The sequence below is a fragment of the Rubrivivax sp. A210 genome, assembly GCF_904426505.1.
Classification (GTDB): Bacteria; Pseudomonadota; Gammaproteobacteria; order Burkholderiales; family Burkholderiaceae_C; genus Rubrivivax.
Map to the genome: position 1 here is coordinate 335,955 of NZ_CAJGBN010000034.1, position 18,249 is coordinate 354,203.

An 18,249-nucleotide genomic window follows, 5' to 3' on the forward strand; every position below is an offset into this window, starting at 1 on the left:
AGCGACTCAGCTCCCGAGATGGTGCATCGCGGAGCGCCAAACCCCGGCGTCCGGCACGGCGCGTCCGCAGCATGAGCGCCGGCCCCGCCTTGCCGCCGGCCGCAGCCGTTCAAACCACGGTGAGCCGGCCCCGCATCCTCTACTACTGCCAGAGCCTGGTCGGCATCGGCCACCTGACCTGCAGCCTGCGCATCATCGAAGCCCTGCTGCCGCAGGCCGAGGTCGACCTCGTCTATGGCGGCCTCGACGCCGGCCCCATGGCGCCGCGCCCGGGATTCCGCGGCCTGCGCCTGGCCACCTTGCTGCACGACGAGGACAGCGGCGAGTTCTTCGCCCCCGCCGACGAGCGCCCCATAGACGCCATCTGGGCCGACCGCGCCCAGGCCATTGCCGGCTTTCTGCGCCCGTCCTACCAGGCCGTGGTGCTCGAGTTCTATCCCTTCGGCCGGCGCCGTTTCAAGACCGAGATCCAGGCCCTGCTGGCGGCGGTGCGCGCCGGCAGCGGGCCGGTGCCGGTGTTCTGCTCGGTGCGCGAGGTGCTGGTGCCGCGCGCCCAGGCCAACGAACGGCGCATGGTTGAATCGGTGAAGAAGCTGATCCACACCGTCTTCGTGCGCGGCGACCCGGCGGTGATCCGCTTCGACGAGACCTTCAGCCTCGCGCCCGAGATCGCCGACCGCCTTTGCTACAGCGGCTACATCAGCCCGCCGCCGCCGACCGAGCGGCCGGTGCGCAAGCCCCAGGTGCTGGTCAGCCAGGGCGGCGGCAACGTCGGGCGCGAACTGCTGGTCGCCGCCATCGGTGCGGCGGCGCTGTTGCCTCAGCTGCGCTTCGTGCTGGCCTGCGGCTCGCGCACGCCGGCCGAGGAGATCGAGTCGCTGCGCCGCCTGGTGAGCAGCGCCAACGTCGAGATTCACCCCTTTCTGGCCGAGTTTCCGCGTCACCTGATGGAATCGGTGGCATCCATCAGCATGGGCGGCGACAACACCTTGATGGACGTGCTGGGTGCTCGCACCCCGGGCCTGGCCTATCCCTACCAGGACAACCCGGAGCAGGGCATACGCATTCGCAAGTTCGCCGAGAAGGGCCTGCTGCACGAGCTGGGCCCCGCCGACCTGCTGCCCGAGCGGCTGGCCGCGCGCATCCTGGAGGCCCTGGCCGCGCCCTATCCGGCGCACCAGGTGGCCATGGACGGCGCCCGTGTCACCGCCGAACGCATCCTGGCCGTGCTGGCGGAGCGCGCCGTCGAGCCGGCGTGATGAACCCGATCCAGGCCGAGAACGCCCGCCCCGGCTGCGCCGACTGGACGCTGCGGCGTCCGGCGCTGGCGCGCGAGATCGAAGGCTATGCCGCGGCCACCAGCGTGGCGCGCGGCGGCGTCATCGGCCTGCACGTGCACACGCGGGCGCCGCAGTGGGTGCTGGAGGTCTTCCGCATCGGCTGGTACCAGGGCCTGGGCGCGCGCCGCGTGCTGGGGCCGCTCACGCTGCCGGGCCGCGCCCAGCCCATGCCGGCGATGGACCCCGACAGCGGCCTCGTCGACTGCGCCTGGGAGCAGTCCCATGCCCTGCGCACCGCCAGCGCCGATGAGCCCGGCGGCTGGACCAGCGGCGTCTTCCTGGCCCGATTGACGGCCGCCGACAGCGGCGCCCAGAGCTACATCTTCTTCGTCGTGCGCGACGACGAGCGCGACGCGGCGCTGCACGTGCAACTGGGCCTGACCACCTACCAGGCCTACAACGCCTGGGGCGGCAAGTCGCTCTACCACTGGGGCAGCAGCGAAGGCCGGCGCGCCAGCAAGGTCTCGTTCAACCGTCCCTTCGCGGCCAATGCCCAGAACCCGGCCGCGGCCTATGGCATGGGCGCGGGCGAGTTCCTGTGCAATCTGCAGCCCCATCCCGAGCGTTACGGGCCCAGCAACGCGGCCTGGGACTGCAATCTGCTGCGCTGGCTCGAGCGCGAGGGCTGGGACGTCGCCTACGGCACCAACCTCGACACACACGCGGCGCCACCACGCCGCTGCCGCGGCTGGATCTCGAGCGGCCACGACGAGTACTGGACGCGCGCGATGCGCGACCACGTCGAGGCGGCGCGCGACGCCGGCATCCACCTGGGTTTCTTCTCGGCCAACAGCGCCTACTGGCAGGTGAGGCTGGAGCCCAGCCCGGCCTCGGGCACGGCCGACCGCATCATGGTCTGCCACAAGAAGGCCAAGGCCGACCCGCTGTACAGCCGCGCGAACACCAGCCTGGCCACCGACAAGTGGCGCAGCGCCGCCGTCGGCCGCCCCGAGGAGCAGCTGATCGGCGTGATGTATGTGGCCGATCCGGTGGACGGCGACATCGTCGTCACGCGGCCGGAGCACTGGGTCTTCGCCGGCACCGGCCTGGCGGCCGGCGACCGCCTGCCCGGCCTGCTGGGCTACGAGGTCGACGCCGCCCAGGGCCAGGGCCCGGCCGGGCTGGAAATCCTGGCCAGTTCGCCCTGGACCACGCTGACCGAGCCGGTGCAGCAGGGGCTGTCGAACATGAGCGTCTATACCGCGCCCAGCGGCGCCCTGGTCTTTGCCACCGGCAGCATCCAGTGGGCCTGGGGCCTGGACGATTTCAACGCCCCGGCGCTGCGCAGCTCGCGCCTGAACCCGGCGGCGCAGCAGATCACGCGCAATGTGCTGCGCCGCCTGGCCGGCGTGCGTTCAGACACTTTCACATGACGAAGCCTTCGATCCAGCTGCCGGTCTTGCTGCCGCTGAGCGTGCAGGTGGCGATGCGGGCCGGCGCGCCATCTGCGCCCGGCTCGATGCGGTAGAAAAACTTGTTGCGCAGCCTGATCTCGGGCCAGCGCTCCTGGGGCCAGCCCATCAAACGGCCCATCAGCACGCGGTTGGTGGCGCGGTGGCCCACCACCAGCACGCGCTGGCCGCGGTGGCGTTGCAGCAGATCCTGCAGCACCGCGTCCACCCGCTGCGTCAGCTCGGCCAGGCTTTCGCCGCCGGGCACGCCGGGGCCCCAGGGCGCGGCCTGCCACTGCTGCCACAGGGCCTGGGCCTCGGGGTCGGTGTCGTCGCGCTGGCGGCCCTGCAGCACGCCCATGTGGATCTCGTTGAGCGCCGCCAGCTGCGTGATGCCCAGGCCCAGCCGCGTGGCCGTGGGCTGGGCGGTGGCCGTGGTGCGCTGCAGCGCGCTGGCGTAGATGGCCGCCAGCGTCTCGCCATGAAGGCATTGGGCCAGGGCCTCGCTCTGCTGCAGGCCCTTGGCCGAGAGGCCGGGGTCGAGCTGCCCGGTCACCAGGCCCTGGTTGTTCCATTCGCTCTGGCCATGGCGCGCCAGGTAGAGCACGGTGGGTGCGGCTTGCATGCTTGCTTCGATCCTCTGCGTTGCGCGTCCAGGCGCGCACGCTGCCGATCTTGCCAGCATCGCCGCATCAACCCTGGCCCCTGCGCCGACATTGCCGGCGCGGTGTGCCAGCGGGGCCTCCCTACAATGTCCGCATGCGCATCCTCATCGCCAATGACGACGGTTACCTCGCCCCCGGGCTGGCCGCGCTGGTGCGCGCCTGTGCTGGCCTGGGCAGCATCGACGTCATCGCGCCCGAGCAGAACGCCAGCGGCACCTCCAATTCGCTCACGCTGACGCGACCGCTGTCGGTGTTCCAGGCCCGCGGCGGCCATGCCGAGGGCTACCGCGTCGTCAACGGCACGCCGTCCGACTGCGTCCATGTGGCCCTCACCGGCCTGCTCGGCTACCGGCCCGACCTGGTGCTCTCGGGCATCAACAACGGCGCCAACATGGGCGATGACACGCTCTATTCAGGCACGGTGGCGGCGGCGATGGAGGGTTTCCTCTTCGGCGTGCCGGCCATCGCCTTCTCGCAGGCCGAAAAGGGCTGGGGCGATCTCGAGGCCGCGGCTGCCACCGCCCGCGCCGTGGTCGAGCAGGTGCTGGCCAGCGCGCCCCTGGGCGGCGCGCCCTGGCTGCTCAACGTCAACATCCCCAACCGCGCCGATGCCGCCACGCTGCCGCGCCGCATCACGCGCCTGGGCCGGCGCCATGCCAGCGAGCCGGTGATACGCCAGACCAGCCCGCGCGGCGAGACCATCTACTGGATAGGCCCGGCCGGCGACGCCCGTGAGGCCGGCGAGGGCACGGATTTCCACGCCATTGCCCACAGCTGCGTCTCGATCACGCCGCTGCAGGTGGACCTCACCGACCACGCGGCCAGCCCGGCCTGGGCCGCGCGCCTGGCCGGCCGCGGCGCATGACTGCGCGCTCGCCGCGCACGCCCCGGTTTCCGCTGGCGCTGGATCGCCTGCAGGCACCGGCGCGTTCGCGCGTCGGCGCCGCCGCCGACGAACTGCTGCGTCCGCAACGCCCGCTGCAGCATGCAGCCCAGGCTGCGGCGCAGAGCAGCACCCCCAGCGGCCTGGGCCTGGATTCGGCCGCCGTGCGCCAGCGCATGGTGGCGCGCCTGCGCGAGCAGGGCCTGCGCTGCGAGCCGGTGCTGGCGGCCCTGGGCCAGGTGGAGCGCCACCGCTTCGTCGACAGCGCCCTGGCCACCCAGGCCTATGAAGACACCAGCTTGCCCATAGGCCTGTCGCAGACCATCTCCAAGCCGTCGGTGGTGGGCCACATGCTGGCGCTGCTGTTCGAGGGTGCCCATGCCCGCGCCCACGGCGACCTGGGCCGCGTGCTCGAGATCGGCACCGGCTGCGGCTACCAGGCGGCGCTGCTGGCGCTGCTGGCGCGCAGCGTGGTCTCCATCGAGCGCTTGCGCGGCCTGCACGACAAGGCACGCGCCAATCTGGCCCACGCGCGGCGCGGCGACCTGCGCCTGGTCTTTGGCGACGGCCGCGACGGCCACACGCTGCGCGCGCCCTACCAGAGCATCATTGCCGCGGCGGGCGGCGAGGAACTGCCGCCGGCCTGGATCGATCAGCTCGATGTCGGCGGCCGTCTGGTGGCCCCGCTGCAGGACGCCACCAGCGGCGGCCAGGTGCTGCTGGTGGTCGACCGCGAGCCGGGCGGCCTGGTCAGCCGCCGCCTCGATGCGGTGAACTTCGTCCCTCTAAAATCCGGCACCGCATGACACCCAAAGCCTCCACTTTCTCCACCTCGCGAATGCGGCTGGCCACGGCCCTGGCCGCGCTGGCCCTGGCCTTGCTGGCCGCCTGCGCGTCGCCCGCCCACCGCGCCCCGGTCGAAGACCGCAAGGCCTCGGGCAAGCCCGCGCCATCCACCCCCGCTGTCGCCACGGCACCTGCACCGTCCACGCCCGCCGCCGCGGCAACGGCAGCCTCGGCGCCCGGCGCCGAGCCGGCCAAGCCCTTGCCGGGTGCAGAGAACGTCGGCAAGCCGGGTTATTACAGCGTTAGGCCGGGCGACACGCTGATCCGCATCGGCCTCGATTTCGGCCAGCCCTGGCGCGACATCGCGCGCTGGAACAACCTTGAGAACGCCAACCTCATCGAGGTCGGCCAGGTGCTGCGCGTGGTGCCGCCCACGGCCGACAGCAATGGCGTCGTGACACGGCCTGTGGCGGGCGTGGGCGCGGTCGATAGCCGCCCGCTCGAAGGCAGGCCGGCGGCAGCCCCTGCCTCGGCCGCCGCCACGCCAGCCCCGGCGCCCGCGGCGCCTGCCGCCAGCGGGGCCAAGCCAGCCCCGGCAGCCCGCGAAGGCGACGATGACGTGGCCTGGGCCTGGCCGGCATCCGGCGTGGTGGCCGCGCCCTTCGAAGAGGGCAAGACCAAAGGGCTGGTGATCGCGGGCAAGGCCGGCGATGCGGTGCTGGCCGCCGCCGACGGCCGCGTCGTGTATGCCGGCTCTGGCCTGCGCGGCTATGGCAACCTGGTCATCATCAAGCACAACGCCACTTTCCTGTCGGCCTATGCCCACAACCAGGCCCTGCTGGTGAAGGAAGACCAGGCGGTGCGCCGCGGCCAGAAGATCGCCGAGATGGGCGCCAGCGACGCCGAGAAGGTGCAGTTGCACTTCGAGGTGCGCCGCATGGGCAAGCCGGTCGATCCGGCCCGCCTGCTGCCGGCGCGCTAGGCGGGCCCTGCGTGAGCGCCCGGTCGCCCTCGTTGACACCTTCGGCCGAACCCGATGGGGCCGAGGGCGGCGAAGGGCAGGAGGCCGGCGCTGGAGAAGGCGTCGATGGCGCCGATGGCGCTGCCGCCCTGATTCCGGCCGCAACCGGCGACGGCGAGTCCGCCGACGCGCTCAAGAGCTATCTGCGCGACATCCGCCGCGCCCCGCTCTTGAGCGCCGAGCAAGAGCGCGAACTGGCCCGGCGTGCCCGCACCGGCGACTTTGCGGCGCGGCAGAAGATGATCGAGCACAACCTGCGCCTGGTGGTCAGCGTGGCCAAGCACTACACCGGCCGCGGCCTGCCCATGGTCGACCTCATCGAGGAGGGCAATCTCGGGCTGATGCATGCCATCTCCAAATTCGAGCCCGAGCGCGGCTTTCGCTTCTCGACCTATGCGCTGTGGTGGATCCGCCAGAGCGTCGAGCGCGCCATCGTGCAGCAGGCGCGGCTGATCCGCCTGCCGGTGCATGTGCTGCGCGAGCTGAGCCAGGTGCTGCGCGCCCGCCGCGCGCTCGAGGCCACCAGCGACGGCGAGCACCACATCGGCAGCGAGCAGGTGGCGCAGGCCCTGGGCCGCACGGTGCAGGAGATCGACGAACTGCTGCACCTGGCCGAGCAGCCCAGTTCGCTGGACGTGCCGCTCGAGCGCGGCGAGGCCGGCGATTCGCCCTTCGACCTGCTGGCTGACGAGCAGGCCGCCGATCCCCTGGGCCAGCGCCTGGACGCCGAGGTTCACGAACTGCTGGGTGGCCGCATGGCCGAGCTGAGCGCACGCGAGCGCGAGGTGCTCACCGGCCGCTATGGCCTGCATGGCCGCGAGCCACAGACGCTGGACGAACTGGCCGGCCAGCTGAAGCTGACGCGCGAGCGCGTGCGCCAGATCCAGCAGGACGCGCTGGGCAAGCTCAAGCGCGCTATGGCCCGCCGGGGCGTGGGCCGCGACGCCATCTTCTAGGCTGTTCCGGCCGCGCCGCGTGGCGCCCGGATAATCGCGCGATGGCAAACGGAACGGATTGGCTGACGGTCGAATCGCTCGACCTCGAGGCCCAGGGCGTGGCGCACCGCGCCGACGGCAAGGTGGTCTTCATCGAGGGCGCCTTGCCCGGCGAGCGCGTGCAGGTGCAGGTCTCGCGCAAGAAGAACCAGTGGGAGCAGGGCCAGATGACGTCGTTGGCGCGCGAGAGCGCGCAACGCGTGCGCCCGGGCTGCCCGCACTTCGGCCTGCACGCGGGCGCCTGCGGCGGCTGCAAGATGCAGCATCTGCACCCGGCCGCCCAGGTGGCTGTAAAGCAGCGCGTGCTGGAAGACAACCTCTGGCACCTGGCCAAGGTGAGGCCGGAGTGCCTGTTGCGCCCCATCGAAGGGCCGGCCTGGGGCTACCGCGACCGGGCGCGTCTCTCGGTGCGCCATGTCGCCAAGAAGGGCACGGTGCTGATCGGCTTCCACGAGCGCAAGTCGCGCTATGTCGCCGACATGTCGGTGTGTGCCGTGCTGCCGCCCGCCGTCAGCGCCATGCTGCTGCCGCTGCGCGAGCTGATCGGCGCGATGGAGCAACGCGACCGCCTGCCGCAGATCGAACTCGCCGCCGGCCACGGCGCCGACGGCCCCGTGACGGCCCTGGTGCTGCGCCATCTGGAGCCCCTGAGCGAGAGCGACCGCAGCCGCCTGCGCGCCTTTGCCGCCGTGCATGGCGTGCAGTGGTGGCTGCAGCCCAAGGGCCCCGAGACGGTGCAACTGCTCGACGAGGGCGGGCCGGTGCTGGCCTACCGGCTGCCCGAGTTCGGCATCACCATGCCCTTCAAGCCCACCGATTTCACCCAGGTCAACCCGCACATCAACCGCGTGCTGGTCGAGCGCGCGCTGCGCCTGCTGGCACCACAGGCCGACGAGCGCGTGATCGACTGGTTCTGCGGCCTGGGCAACTTCACGCTGCCGCTGGCCACGCGAGCGCGCAGCGTGCTGGGCATCGAGGGCAGCGAGACCCTGGTGGCGCGCGCCCGCGCCAATGCCGCTACCAACGGCCTGGCCGCCAACACCGAGTTCGCCGCGCGCAACCTCTTCGAGCTGACGCCCGCGGATTTGCGCGCCCTGGGCACGGCCCAGCGCTGGCTGGTTGACCCGCCGCGCGAGGGTGCTTTCGCACTCGCCAAGGCCGTGGCCGACCTGCACCGGGCGCCGGGCTGGACGCCGCCGCAGCGCATCGTCTACGTCAGCTGCAACCCGTCTACGCTGGCGCGCGACGCCGGCCTGCTGGTACACCAGGCCGGCTACCGCTGCACGCAGGCCGGCGTGGTGAACATGTTCCCCCACACGGCCCACGTCGAGAGCATGGCGGTGTTCGAGTTCGACCCGCAGGCCAGGACCGTTGCGGTCGAGCCGCCGGCCGCCTGATCAGCCCGAAGGTGACGCCACGCCGAGCGCGGCGTCGATGGCGGCCAGCGCCTCGGGCACGCGCAGCGGCTTGGTGAGGTAGCTGCGTGCGCCGCGGGCCAGCATGGTATTCACCTGCTGGCGCGTGGCGTCGGCCGAGACGACGATGACCACCGTGCCGGCCAGGCTGGCATCGGCGCGTATCGCGTCCAGCGCCACGCTGCCGTGGGCGTCGGGCAGGTGCATGTCCAGCAGCACCAGCTGCGGCCGGTGGCGGCGCACCAGCTCCAGGCCCTCGGCCACGGTGGCCGCCAGGTCCAGTTGCACCCGCGGGCGCAGGCGCAGGATCTCACGCATCAGCAAGGCGTTGACCTCGTTGTCCTCGATGTAGAGCACGCGACCACTGAGACCGCCTGTGCCGGCATCCGGCAGGGCGGGCGTGGCGGCCGGCACCGCCAGCGCCTCGGCCTGGGGCAGCGTCACGGTGAAGCGGCTGCCCTCGCCGGCCTGGCTTTGCACCGCCAGGCTGCCGTGCATCAGTTCGACCAGGTGGCGCGTGATGACCAGGCCGATGCCTGTGCCCTCGATGCCGCTGGATTCGAGGCCCAGGCGGTTGAAAGGCTGGAAGAGCTGGCCCAGCTGCTCGGGCGTCATGCCGCGGCCGGGGTCGATGACGCGCAGCGCCAGCTGCCGCCCCGGCAGCGCCTCCCACTCCAGCCTCACGGTGCTGCCTGGAGGGCTGTACTTGGCGGCATTGCCCAGCAGGTTGACAAGGACCTGGGTCAACCGCGTGGCATCGGCCAGCACCGGCGCAGCCGCCTCGGGTGCGGTGGCGCCCACCCAATCGGTACGCATCAGCACGCGATGGCGCTGGAATTGCGGCGCTGCCAGCTCGGCCGCCCGCGCCAGCACGCCGCGGGCGTCGACGGCCTCGATGGAGACGCGCAACTGGCCGGATTCGATGCGCGAGAGGTCGAGCACGTCGTCGATCAGCTGCACCAGGTGCCAGCCGGCGCGCTGGATTTGCCGCGAGCGCTCGCGCTGGCCGGGGCCGGGCGGCTCCTGCGTGTCGATCTCGATCAGCTGCGCATAGCCCAGCATGGCGTTGAGCGGGCTGCGCAGCTCGTGGCTCATGCGCGAGAGAAATTCGGTCTTGGCCTGGTTGGCGGCCTCGGCGCTGCGCCGGGCCAGTTCCAGCGCCTCGGCGCGGCGGCGGTCGGTGATGTCGATGGCGACGCCCAGGAAGCCTTCGAGTGCGCCGTCGGGGTCGCGCAGCGAGGTCATGGCCAGGGAGACCTGCAGTCGCTGGCCGTCGGCGCGCGCCAGGGTCCAGTCGCGCACCTCGCTGCCGGATTCGCGCGCCAGCGCCACCAGCACGTCGAAGCCGGCCACCGGGCGGCCGAGTCGGGCCGTCAGCTCGGCGCCGCGCGCATCCAGTTCGTCCGCGTCGTGCCAGATGATCGCGGTACACAGGCCCACCACCTCGGCTGGCTCGCGCTGCAGCATCTTGCGCGCGCCGGCGCTGAACATCGTCACCCGGCCGGCGGTGTCAGTGGTGACGATGGCCACCTCGGTGGCGGCGTCCAGCACGGCCTGCAGCCGGGCGCGGGCGGCGCGCGTCTGCTGGTCGCGGCCGTGCAGTTCGTCGAAAAGCTTGCGCAGCCGCGTCCAGACCTCGGCGAACTCGGCGGTGTCGAAGCCCGGGCTCACGGCCGCCAACTCACCATAGGCGGCGGCACGGGCCGATTCGGCCAGGCGCTCGACTTCGTCGCCCCCGCGCCGCGACAACCCCCAGGCCGCCGCCGCGGCCACCGCCAGCGTGGCCGCGACGATGAGGGCCAGCACCCAGGCCAGGCGCAGCAGCGGCTTGAGCACCGAGGCCGTGGCCTGCGAAACCAGGATGGTCCAGCCGACGGGCTTCACCGGCAGCGCATAGGCCAGCTGCTCGCTGCCATCGAGCATGATGCGGCCGGCCTCGGCGTGGCCGGCGATGGCGCGCAGCACGAGCGGAATTTCGCGCAGGCTGTCCTGGCGCAGCGCGCGACGCGCATCGGCGTGGCCGATGATGCGGCCGGCACCATCGAGCACCACGGTGTGGGTCTGGCCCACCATGTCGAGCTCGGCCAGGGACTGCGAGAGCCCCGCCAGCGAGAACTCCACCATCAGCTGGCCGCTGCCGGCGGGCACGGCCAGCACCACGGTGATCTGGCCCGAGATCGTCGAAAGGAAGGCCTGCGACCAGGTGGCCAGCCGCGAACTCGCGGCCTGCTGGAAATGCGGCTTGGCCGATTCGTCCAGACCCAGCAGGTCGGCTACGTGCTGGGGGCTCGCGGGCTGCAGCGCGACATGGGTGACCGTGCCGCGGGCGTCGGTGAGGTAGGCGGCGAAGAGAAAGCGGTCGGCCGTGACCAGGGTCTGCAGCGCATCGGTGATGGCGGGCTCGGCGAGGCTGCCCTGGCGGATTTCGGCCGCCAGTTGCTCGGCCGCGCGCTGGCGCGCGAACAGCTCCAGCCTGACCTGCTCGCGCACCGAGGTGGCCAGCTCACGGTTGCGCTCCTCGCCATGGGCCACCAGGGCCGGCACCAGCAGCAGCACCGCCAGCGCTGCCAGCGCCACCACCGGCAACAGGCCCAGCAGCAGGAACTGCCGCAGCAGGCGTCGGCGCAGGCCGAGCGAGCCGCCCATCAGCCGGCCGCAGCGACGAAGCGGCCGTCGCGCACTTCGGTCAGGAACATCGGTGCCTGCGCATCGCCGTGAGCGTCGAGGGCGATCGTCTGCTGCAGGCAGTCATGGTGGCGCAGTTTCCCCAGGCTGATTGCCAGGCTGCTGCCACCGCGCTGGCGCAATCCCTCCATGCCCAGCCGCAGGGCATCGTAGGCATTGACGGCGGGGTAGCCGGGGTTTTCGCCGAAGCGGGCACGGTAGCGCTCGATGAACTGCAGATAGGCCGGTGCGCGGCTGGCGCGGTCAAAGTACTGCGCCACCAACGCGCCCTCTACGGCACGCCCGCCCATCTGCGGGAACTGCTCGGTACCGGCCCAGGGCGAGACGGCGAAGGCCGGCTTGCCGTCCAGACGGCGCACCTGCTGGCAGATCACCGCGGTGTCCGAGGCGTTGGCGGCGACGATCACGACATCGCCGCTTGATGCCGCGATCTGCTGCGCCAGCTCGGTGAAGCGCAGGCCCGGCGCCGAGCGGAAGCCGAGTTCGTGGGGCACGGCAGCGCCCCGCTCGCGAAAGCGCGCCGCCGCGGCCTGGGTCCAGCTCTCAGCGAAGGATCGGTTGTTGAGATCGGCCACCGTCACCAGGCGGCGCAGGCCGCGCGCCAGCAGCGCATCGGCCTGTTGACGAGCACCGCTGGGGGCGTCGGGCACGACGCGGAAGAAGGCATCGGCGCGGCCGCTGAGTTCGTGCGTCGTCACCGTCGGGCTGATCAGCACGATGCCGCGTTGCGTGGCCAGCGGCGCCATCGCCACGGCCATCGAACTGGTCATGGGCCCGACGACGAAGGCCACGCCGGCATCGAAGAGTTCGGCGAGACGAGATTGCGCCTTCGCTTCGTCGTGCTCGTCGTCGCGCACCAGCAGCTCGACGGCGCGGCCATCGGGGCCGCTGGCAGCATTGAGGTCGTCGACGGCGAGCTGGGCGCCGTTGCGGCCGGCGATGCCGAGATCGGCAACGCGACCCGACATGCCGCCGATGAAGCCGATGCGCAGCGGGCCGCGATCAGTGCAGGCCGTCAGGCCGGCGAGGGCGGGCAGGGCGAACGCCAGCGCCAGGCCGCCTTTGAGCGCGAGGCGGCGGGTGGGTTCAGAAGGGGCGGCGGTATCGATGGCGGTTGGCCACGTTGTGGCAACGGCAGCCATTCTGGCCCGATACGCGCCGCGGGGGTGGCGGCAACATGGGGAGCGGCAAATCGCCGCAGGCCGCCCGGCGGGCACCGGGCGGGCGGGGCTGTGGCTCAGTCGCGTTCGCCGCCGAAGATGCCGAACAGCGCCAGCAGGTTGCTGAACACGTTGTACAGGCTCAGGTAGACACCCAGGGTGGCGGTGATGTAGTTGGTTTCCTCGCCGTCCTGCACTCGCTTGAGGTCGTGCAGGATGAAGGCCGAGAAGATGCCTATGGCCAGCACCGACAGCGTGATCATCAGCGCGCTGCTCTGGATGAAGATGTTGGCGATGCCTGCCACCAGCAGCATGATCATGCCGATGAACAGGAACTTGCCCATGCTCGACAGGTCGCGCTTGATGATGGTGCTGAGCGAGGCCATGCCGAAGAAGATGGCGCCGGTGCCGGCAAAGGCCATCATGATCAGGCTGCTGCCGTTCTTGAGGCCCAGCACCACGCCCAGCAGGCGCGCCAGCATCAGGCCCATGAAGAAGGTGAAGGCCAGCAGCAGGGGCACGCCGGCGGCCGAGTTCTTGGTCTTCTCGATCGCGTACATGAAGCCAAAGGCACCGACCATGAAGACGATGAGGCCGATGCCAGGCGACATCAGGCGCATCAGGCCGGTCTCGATGCCGACCCAGGCCCCCAGCACCGTGGGCACCATCGACAAGGCCAGCAGCCAGTAGGTGTTGCGCAGGACGCGGTTGCGTTCGGCGGCGAGCGCGCCGGCTCCGGCGACACCGGGGAAAGTCTGCACGCGTGATTCCATGAAAGCTCCTTTGGGTAAGGCGGGTTGGACGCCAACGTGCATTCTAGGTTCCCCGCCTTGCACCCCATATGGCCCCAGTCCCCGTGCAGACAAGGGCCTGCGCCCCGGGTTATCGTTGCCGCCATGAACACCAAGCCCACCCTGACCCTGTCCGACCTGCGCGCCATCGCTGCTGCTGCCGAAGCCGAGGCCACCAAGAACGGTTGGGCGGTCACCTTCGCCATCGTCGACGACGGCGGCCACCTGCTGTGGTTGCAGCGCCTGGACGGCGCGGCGCCGATCTCGGCCGAGATCGCTCCGGCCAAGGCCCGTACCTCGGCGCTGGGCCGGCGTGAGAGTCGCATCTACGAAGAGATGATCAACCAGGGCCGCACCTCCTTCCTGAGCGCGCCGGCGCTGCAAGGCATGCTCGAAGGCGGGGTGCCCATCATGGTTGGCGGGCAGTGCGTCGGTGCGGTTGGCGTGAGCGGTGTCAAGTCGGCCGAAGACGCCCAGATCGCCCGTGCGGGCATCGCTGCCCTGGGCGGCTGAGCAGCAACCGCCGGCTATAATCCGGTGGTTTACCCGCAATCCACGCCGCCCTCGCGAAACTCCGTCGCCGGTTGACCCTCGCTGCCCAGGCGATCAAGCCGATCGCCGGGAATTCCGGGCGCGCGAACCCGGAGTCTCCTACTTGCTGCCCGTCCTGCCCCCCGCACTGCTCGCCCTCGCGGACGGCACCACCTTCATCGGCACATCGGCAGGCGCCCCCGGCAGCGCGGTGGGCGAGGTGGTGTTCAACACCGCGCTCACCGGCTACCAGGAAATCCTTACCGATCCGAGCTATTGCCGGCAGATCGTCACGCTGACGTATCCGCACATCGGCAATGTCGGCATCAATGCCGAAGACGTGGAAGCCGCACGCGTCCACGCCGCCGGGCTGATCGTGAAGGACGTGTCGCTGCGTGTCTCGAACTTCCGCTCGACGATGACGTTGTCCGAGTACCTGCAACGCGAAGGCACGGTGGCCATCGCCGGGATCGATACGCGCCGCCTCACCCGCGTGCTGCGCAGCCGCGGTGCCCAGAACGGCAGCATCGTCGCCTACCCTGCCGGTCATGCGGTCAGCGAGGCCGACATTGCTGCAGCCGTGGCAATGGCACACGGTGCGCCCTCGATGTCGGGGCTGGACCTGGCGCGTGTGGTCTCGGCCACCGAAGCCTACGAATGGACCGAGACCGAGTGGACACTCGGCGCCGGCTACGGCCTGCAGCAGACCCCGCGCCACCATGTGGTGGCCTACGACTTCGGCGTCAAGCGCAACATCCTGCGCATGCTGGCCAGCCGCGGCTGCCGCGTCACCGTGGTGCCGGCGCAGACGAGCGCGGCCGCGGTGATGAAACTGCGCCCCGACGGCATCTTCCTCAGCAACGGCCCGGGCGACCCCGAGCCCTGCGACTACGCGATCGCCGCCGCACGCGAATTGATCGGCAGCGGCACGCCGGTCTTCGGCATTTGCCTGGGCCACCAGATCATGGCCCTGGCATCGGGTGCGCGCACCTTCAAGATGAAGTTCGGCCACCACGGCGCCAACCACCCAGTGAAGGATCTCGACAGCGGCCGGGTCAGCATCACGAGCCAGAACCACGGCTTCGCGGTCGACGAGAAAACCTTGCCGGCCAACCTGCGCCCCACCCACATCAGCCTGTTCGACGGCACCCTGCAAGGCCTGGCGCGCACCGACCGCCCGGCCTTCTGCTTCCAGGGCCACCCCGAGGCCAGCCCCGGGCCGCAGGACATCGGCTATCTCTTCGACCGCTTCGTCGCCCTGATGGAGCAAAAGTAAATGGCCAAGCGCACCGACCTCCACAGCATCCTGATCATCGGCGCCGGCCCCATCGTCATCGGCCAGGCCTGTGAATTCGACTACTCCGGCGCCCAGGCCTGCAAGGCGCTGCGCGAGGAGGGCTACCGCGTCGTCCTCGTCAACAGCAACCCGGCGACCATCATGACCGACCCGGGTATGGCCGACGCGACCTACATCGAGCCCATCACCTGGCAGGTGCTCGAGAAGATCATCGCCAAGGAGCGCGCCGCGCGCCCGCACGAGAAGATGGCGCTGCTGCCGACGATGGGCGGCCAGACGGCGCTGAACTGCGCCCTCGACCTGCACCGCCACGGCGTGCTGGCCAAGCATGGCGTCGAGATGATCGGCGCCAACGAGACGGCCATCGAGAAGGCCGAAGACCGCATGAAGTTCAAGGACGCGATGACGTCCATCGGCCTCGATTCGGCCAAGAGCGGCATTGCGCACAGCATGGAAGAGGCGCTGGCGGTGCAGAAGAGCATCCAGGCGCAGATCGGCGGCACCGGCTTCCCGATGGTCATCCGCCCCAGCTTCACGATGGGTGGCACCGGCGGCGGCATCGCCTACAACCCCGAGGAATTCGACGAGATCTGCAAGCGCGGCCTCGACCTGTCGCCCACCAAGGAACTGCTCATCGAGGAGAGCCTGATCGGCTGGAAGGAGTTTGAGATGGAAGTCGTGCGCGACCGCGCCGACAACTGCATCATCGTGTGCAGCATCGAGAACCTCGACCCCATGGGCATCCACACCGGCGACAGCATCACGGTGGCCCCGGCGCAGACGCTCACCGACAAGGAATACCAGGTGATGCGCAACGCCAGCATCGCCATCCTGCGCGAGATCGGCGTCGACACCGGCGGCTCGAACGTGCAGTTCTCGGTCAATCCGGTCAACGGCCGGCTCATCGTGATCGAGATGAATCCGCGCGTCTCGCGCTCTTCGGCGCTGGCCTCCAAGGCCACCGGTTTCCCCATCGCCAAGGTGGCGGCCAAGCTGGCCGTGGGCTACACGCTGGACGAGTTGCGCAACGACATCACCGGCGGCGCCACGCCGGCCAGCTTCGAGCCCAGCATCGACTACGTCGTCACCAAGATCCCGCGCTTCGCCTTCGAGAAATTCCCCGCCGCCGACCCGCACCTGACGACGCAGATGAAGAGCGTGGGTGAGGTCATGGCCATCGGCCGCACCTTCCAGGAAAGCTTCCAGAAAGCGCTGCGCGGCCTGGAGACCGGCATCGACGGCCTGAGTGAGCGCAGCACGGACCGCGACGAGATCGTCGACGAGATCGGCAACGCCGGCCCCGAGCGCATCCTCTACCTGGCCGACGCCTTCCGCATCGGCATGAGCCTGGACGAGATCTTCGACGAGACCGCGGTCGACCCCTGGTTCCTGGCCCAGATCGAGGAACTGGTGGCGCTCGAACGGCAGCTGGCCGGCCGCGAACTGGCCAGCCTGAGCAAGGCCGAGCTGCAATTCCTCAAGGCCAAGGGCTTCTCAGACCGCCGCCTGGCCAAGCTACTGGGTACGCACCAGCACGCGGTGCGCGAGCGCCGCCATGCGCTGCAGGTGCGTCCGGTCTACAAGCGGGTGGACACCTGCGCCGCCGAGTTCGCCACCCAGACCGCCTACCTCTACTCGACCTACGAAGAGGAATGCGAGGCCGAGCCGAGCACGCGCAAGAAGATCATGGTGCTGGGCGGCGGGCCCAACCGCATCGGCCAGGGCATCGAGTTCGACTACTGCTGCGTACACGCGGCGCTGGCGATGCGCGAGGACGGCTACGAGACCATCATGGTCAACTGCAACCCCGAGACCGTGTCGACCGACTACGACACCAGCGACCGCCTCTACTTCGAGCCGGTGACGCTGGAAGACGTGCTCGAGATCGTCGCGAAAGAGCAGCCCACCGGCGTCATCGTGCAGTTCGGCGGCCAGACACCGCTGAAGCTGGCGCTCGACCTCGAGCGCGCCGGCGTGCCCATCATCGGCACCAGCCCTGATTCCATCGACATCGCCGAGGACCGCGAGCGCTTCCAGAAGCTGCTGCACGAACTGGGCCTCAGGCAGCCGCCCAACCGCACCGCGCGCACCGAAGAGGCTGCGCTGGCGCTGGCCCAGGAGATCGGCTACCCGCTGGTGGTGCGCCCCAGCTATGTGCTGGGCGGGCGCGCGATGGAGATCGTGCACGGCGACAAGGATCTCGAGCGCTACATGCGCGAGGCCGTCAAGGTGAGCGAGAAGTCGCCCGTGCTCCTGGACCGCTTTCTCGACGACGCCATCGAGGTTGACGTCGACTGCATCAGCGACGGCCGCGAGGTGCTGATCGGCGGCATCATGGAACACGTCGAGGCCGCCGGCATCCACAGCGGCGACTCGGCCTGCTCGCTGCCGCCCTACACGCTGAGCAAGGCGCTGCAGGACGAGATGCGCCGCCAGGCCGCGGCCATGGCGCGCGCACTGGGCGTGGTGGGGCTGATGAACACGCAGTTCGCGATCCAGGGGGAGGGCGAGAACGCCGTCGTCTATGTGCTCGAGGTCAATCCGCGCGCCTCGCGCACCGTGCCCTATGTCAGCAAGGCCACCGGCCTGCCGCTGGCCAAGATCGCGGCGCGCTGCATGGCCGGCCAGAGCCTGGCCAGCCAGCGCGGCCCCGCCGGCCTGGCGCTGGCCGAGGTGATACCGCCTTACTTCAGCATCAAGGAAGCGGTCTTCCCCTTCAACAAGTTCCCCGGCGTCGACCCGGTGCTGGGCCCCGAGATGCGCTCCACCGGCGAGGTCATGGGCGTGGGCCGCACCTTCGGCGAGGCCATGCTCAAGAGCCAGCTCGGTGCCGGCTCCAAGCTGCCCGGCCGCGGCACCGTGGTCATCACCGTCAAGGACGCCGACAAGCAGCGCGCCGTGGCGGTGGCGCGCGACCTGGTGGCGCTGGGCTTCCAGGTCGTCGCCACGCGCGGCACGGCGGCGGCCATCACCGCCGCCGGCATCGCGGTGCGCGTGGTCAACAAGGTCAAGGACGGCCGGCCCCATATCGCCGACATGGTCAAGGCGGGCGAGATCCAGCTCGTCTACACCACCGTCGACGAAACGCGCACGGCGATTGCCGACTCGCGCTACATCCGCACCGCGGCGCTGGCCCACCGCGTCACCTACTACACGACGATGGCCGGGGCCGAGGCGGCCACCGAGGCGCTCAAGCACCGCGACGACATTGCCGTGCTGTCGCTGCAGGAAATGCACGCCGAACTGCACTAACATCGGCGCTTTCCCCATCCGCCGCAGGCTGCGCAGG

The 18,249-nt window shown here is 70.6% G+C and carries 14 protein-coding genes; 10 read left to right on the top strand and 4 right to left on the bottom strand.

Features of this window, described 5'->3' with window-relative positions:
- Window positions 1-71 precede the first annotated feature (71 nt).
- A complete protein-coding gene (locus JMV16_RS17635; protein WP_201495590.1) occupies window positions 72-1,259 on the top strand; it encodes a glycosyltransferase family protein in 1,188 nt (395 codons plus the stop codon).
- A complete protein-coding gene (locus JMV16_RS17640) occupies window positions 1,259-2,713 on the top strand; it encodes a N,N-dimethylformamidase beta subunit family domain-containing protein (RefSeq protein ID WP_201495591.1) in 1,455 nt (484 codons plus the stop codon). Before JMV16_RS17635 ends, JMV16_RS17640 begins: the two co-directional genes overlap by 1 nt.
- Here JMV16_RS17640 and JMV16_RS17645 read toward each other — a convergent pair.
- Window positions 2,706-3,356, bottom strand: coding sequence for a histidine phosphatase family protein (locus JMV16_RS17645; RefSeq protein WP_201495592.1), 651 nt, complete (start codon window positions 3,354-3,356; stop codon window positions 2,706-2,708). The two genes, JMV16_RS17640 and JMV16_RS17645, sit on opposite strands and share 8 nt — an antisense overlap.
- A 134-nt stretch (window positions 3,357-3,490) precedes the next feature.
- On the opposite strand from JMV16_RS17645, the gene surE reads away from it, so the two are divergent.
- Genes surE through rlmD form a run of 5 tightly spaced genes read left to right on the top strand, consistent with a single transcriptional unit; the run spans window position 3,491 to window position 8,478 of the window.
- Window positions 3,491-4,261, top strand: coding sequence for a 5'/3'-nucleotidase SurE (gene surE, locus JMV16_RS17650; RefSeq protein WP_201495593.1), 771 nt, complete (start codon window positions 3,491-3,493; stop codon window positions 4,259-4,261).
- On the top strand, window positions 4,258-5,085 hold the full coding sequence (pcm, locus tag JMV16_RS17655) for a protein-L-isoaspartate O-methyltransferase (RefSeq protein WP_201495594.1): 828 nt from the start codon (window positions 4,258-4,260) through the stop codon (window positions 5,083-5,085). The genes surE and pcm overlap by 4 nt, the downstream gene beginning before the upstream one ends.
- The gene (locus JMV16_RS17660) at window positions 5,082-6,047 is read left to right on the top strand and encodes a peptidoglycan DD-metalloendopeptidase family protein (protein WP_236580582.1); all 966 of its coding nucleotides are present in this window, start codon (window positions 5,082-5,084) and stop codon (window positions 6,045-6,047) included. The genes pcm and JMV16_RS17660 overlap by 4 nt, the downstream gene beginning before the upstream one ends.
- Before the next feature lie 11 nt (window positions 6,048-6,058).
- Entirely contained in the window at window positions 6,059-7,042 is a 984-nt protein-coding gene (gene rpoS / locus JMV16_RS17665; RefSeq protein WP_411565041.1) for an RNA polymerase sigma factor RpoS, read from the top strand.
- Window positions 7,043-7,083: 41 nt separating this feature from the next.
- On the top strand, window positions 7,084-8,478 hold the full coding sequence (gene rlmD / locus JMV16_RS17670) for a 23S rRNA (uracil(1939)-C(5))-methyltransferase RlmD (protein ID WP_201495595.1): 1,395 nt from the start codon (window positions 7,084-7,086) through the stop codon (window positions 8,476-8,478).
- Here the strand turns inward: rlmD and JMV16_RS17675 are convergent, their stop codons facing one another.
- From JMV16_RS17675 to JMV16_RS17685, 3 genes are all read right to left on the bottom strand, one after another.
- Window positions 8,479-11,142 carry an ATP-binding protein gene (locus JMV16_RS17675; RefSeq protein ID WP_201495596.1) on the bottom strand — a complete coding sequence of 888 codons (2,664 nt, stop codon included), beginning with the start codon at window positions 11,140-11,142 and terminating at the stop codon, window positions 8,479-8,481.
- Window positions 11,142-12,323 (bottom strand): ABC transporter substrate-binding protein, encoded by a 1,182-nt coding sequence (locus tag JMV16_RS17680; protein WP_201495597.1) that lies wholly within the window; start codon window positions 12,321-12,323, stop codon window positions 11,142-11,144. Before JMV16_RS17680 ends, JMV16_RS17675 begins: the two co-directional genes overlap by 1 nt.
- Before the next feature lie 95 nt (window positions 12,324-12,418).
- Window positions 12,419-13,114, bottom strand: a complete 696-nt coding sequence (locus JMV16_RS17685) for a Bax inhibitor-1/YccA family protein (protein WP_201495598.1) — start codon at window positions 13,112-13,114, stop codon at window positions 12,419-12,421.
- Between the two features lie 123 nt (window positions 13,115-13,237).
- Between JMV16_RS17685 and JMV16_RS17690 the strand changes: the two genes are divergently transcribed.
- From JMV16_RS17690 to carB, 3 genes are all read left to right on the top strand, one after another.
- Window positions 13,238-13,645, top strand: coding sequence for a GlcG/HbpS family heme-binding protein (locus tag JMV16_RS17690; protein ID WP_201495599.1), 408 nt, complete (start codon window positions 13,238-13,240; stop codon window positions 13,643-13,645).
- Window positions 13,646-13,787: 142 nt separating this feature from the next.
- Window positions 13,788-14,939, top strand: coding sequence for a glutamine-hydrolyzing carbamoyl-phosphate synthase small subunit (gene carA, locus JMV16_RS17695; RefSeq protein WP_201495600.1), 1,152 nt, complete (start codon window positions 13,788-13,790; stop codon window positions 14,937-14,939).
- Window positions 14,940-18,212 carry a carbamoyl-phosphate synthase large subunit gene (gene carB / locus JMV16_RS17700; RefSeq protein ID WP_201495601.1) on the top strand — a complete coding sequence of 1,091 codons (3,273 nt, stop codon included), beginning with the start codon at window positions 14,940-14,942 and terminating at the stop codon, window positions 18,210-18,212.
- Window positions 18,213-18,249: the final 37 nt, after the last annotated feature.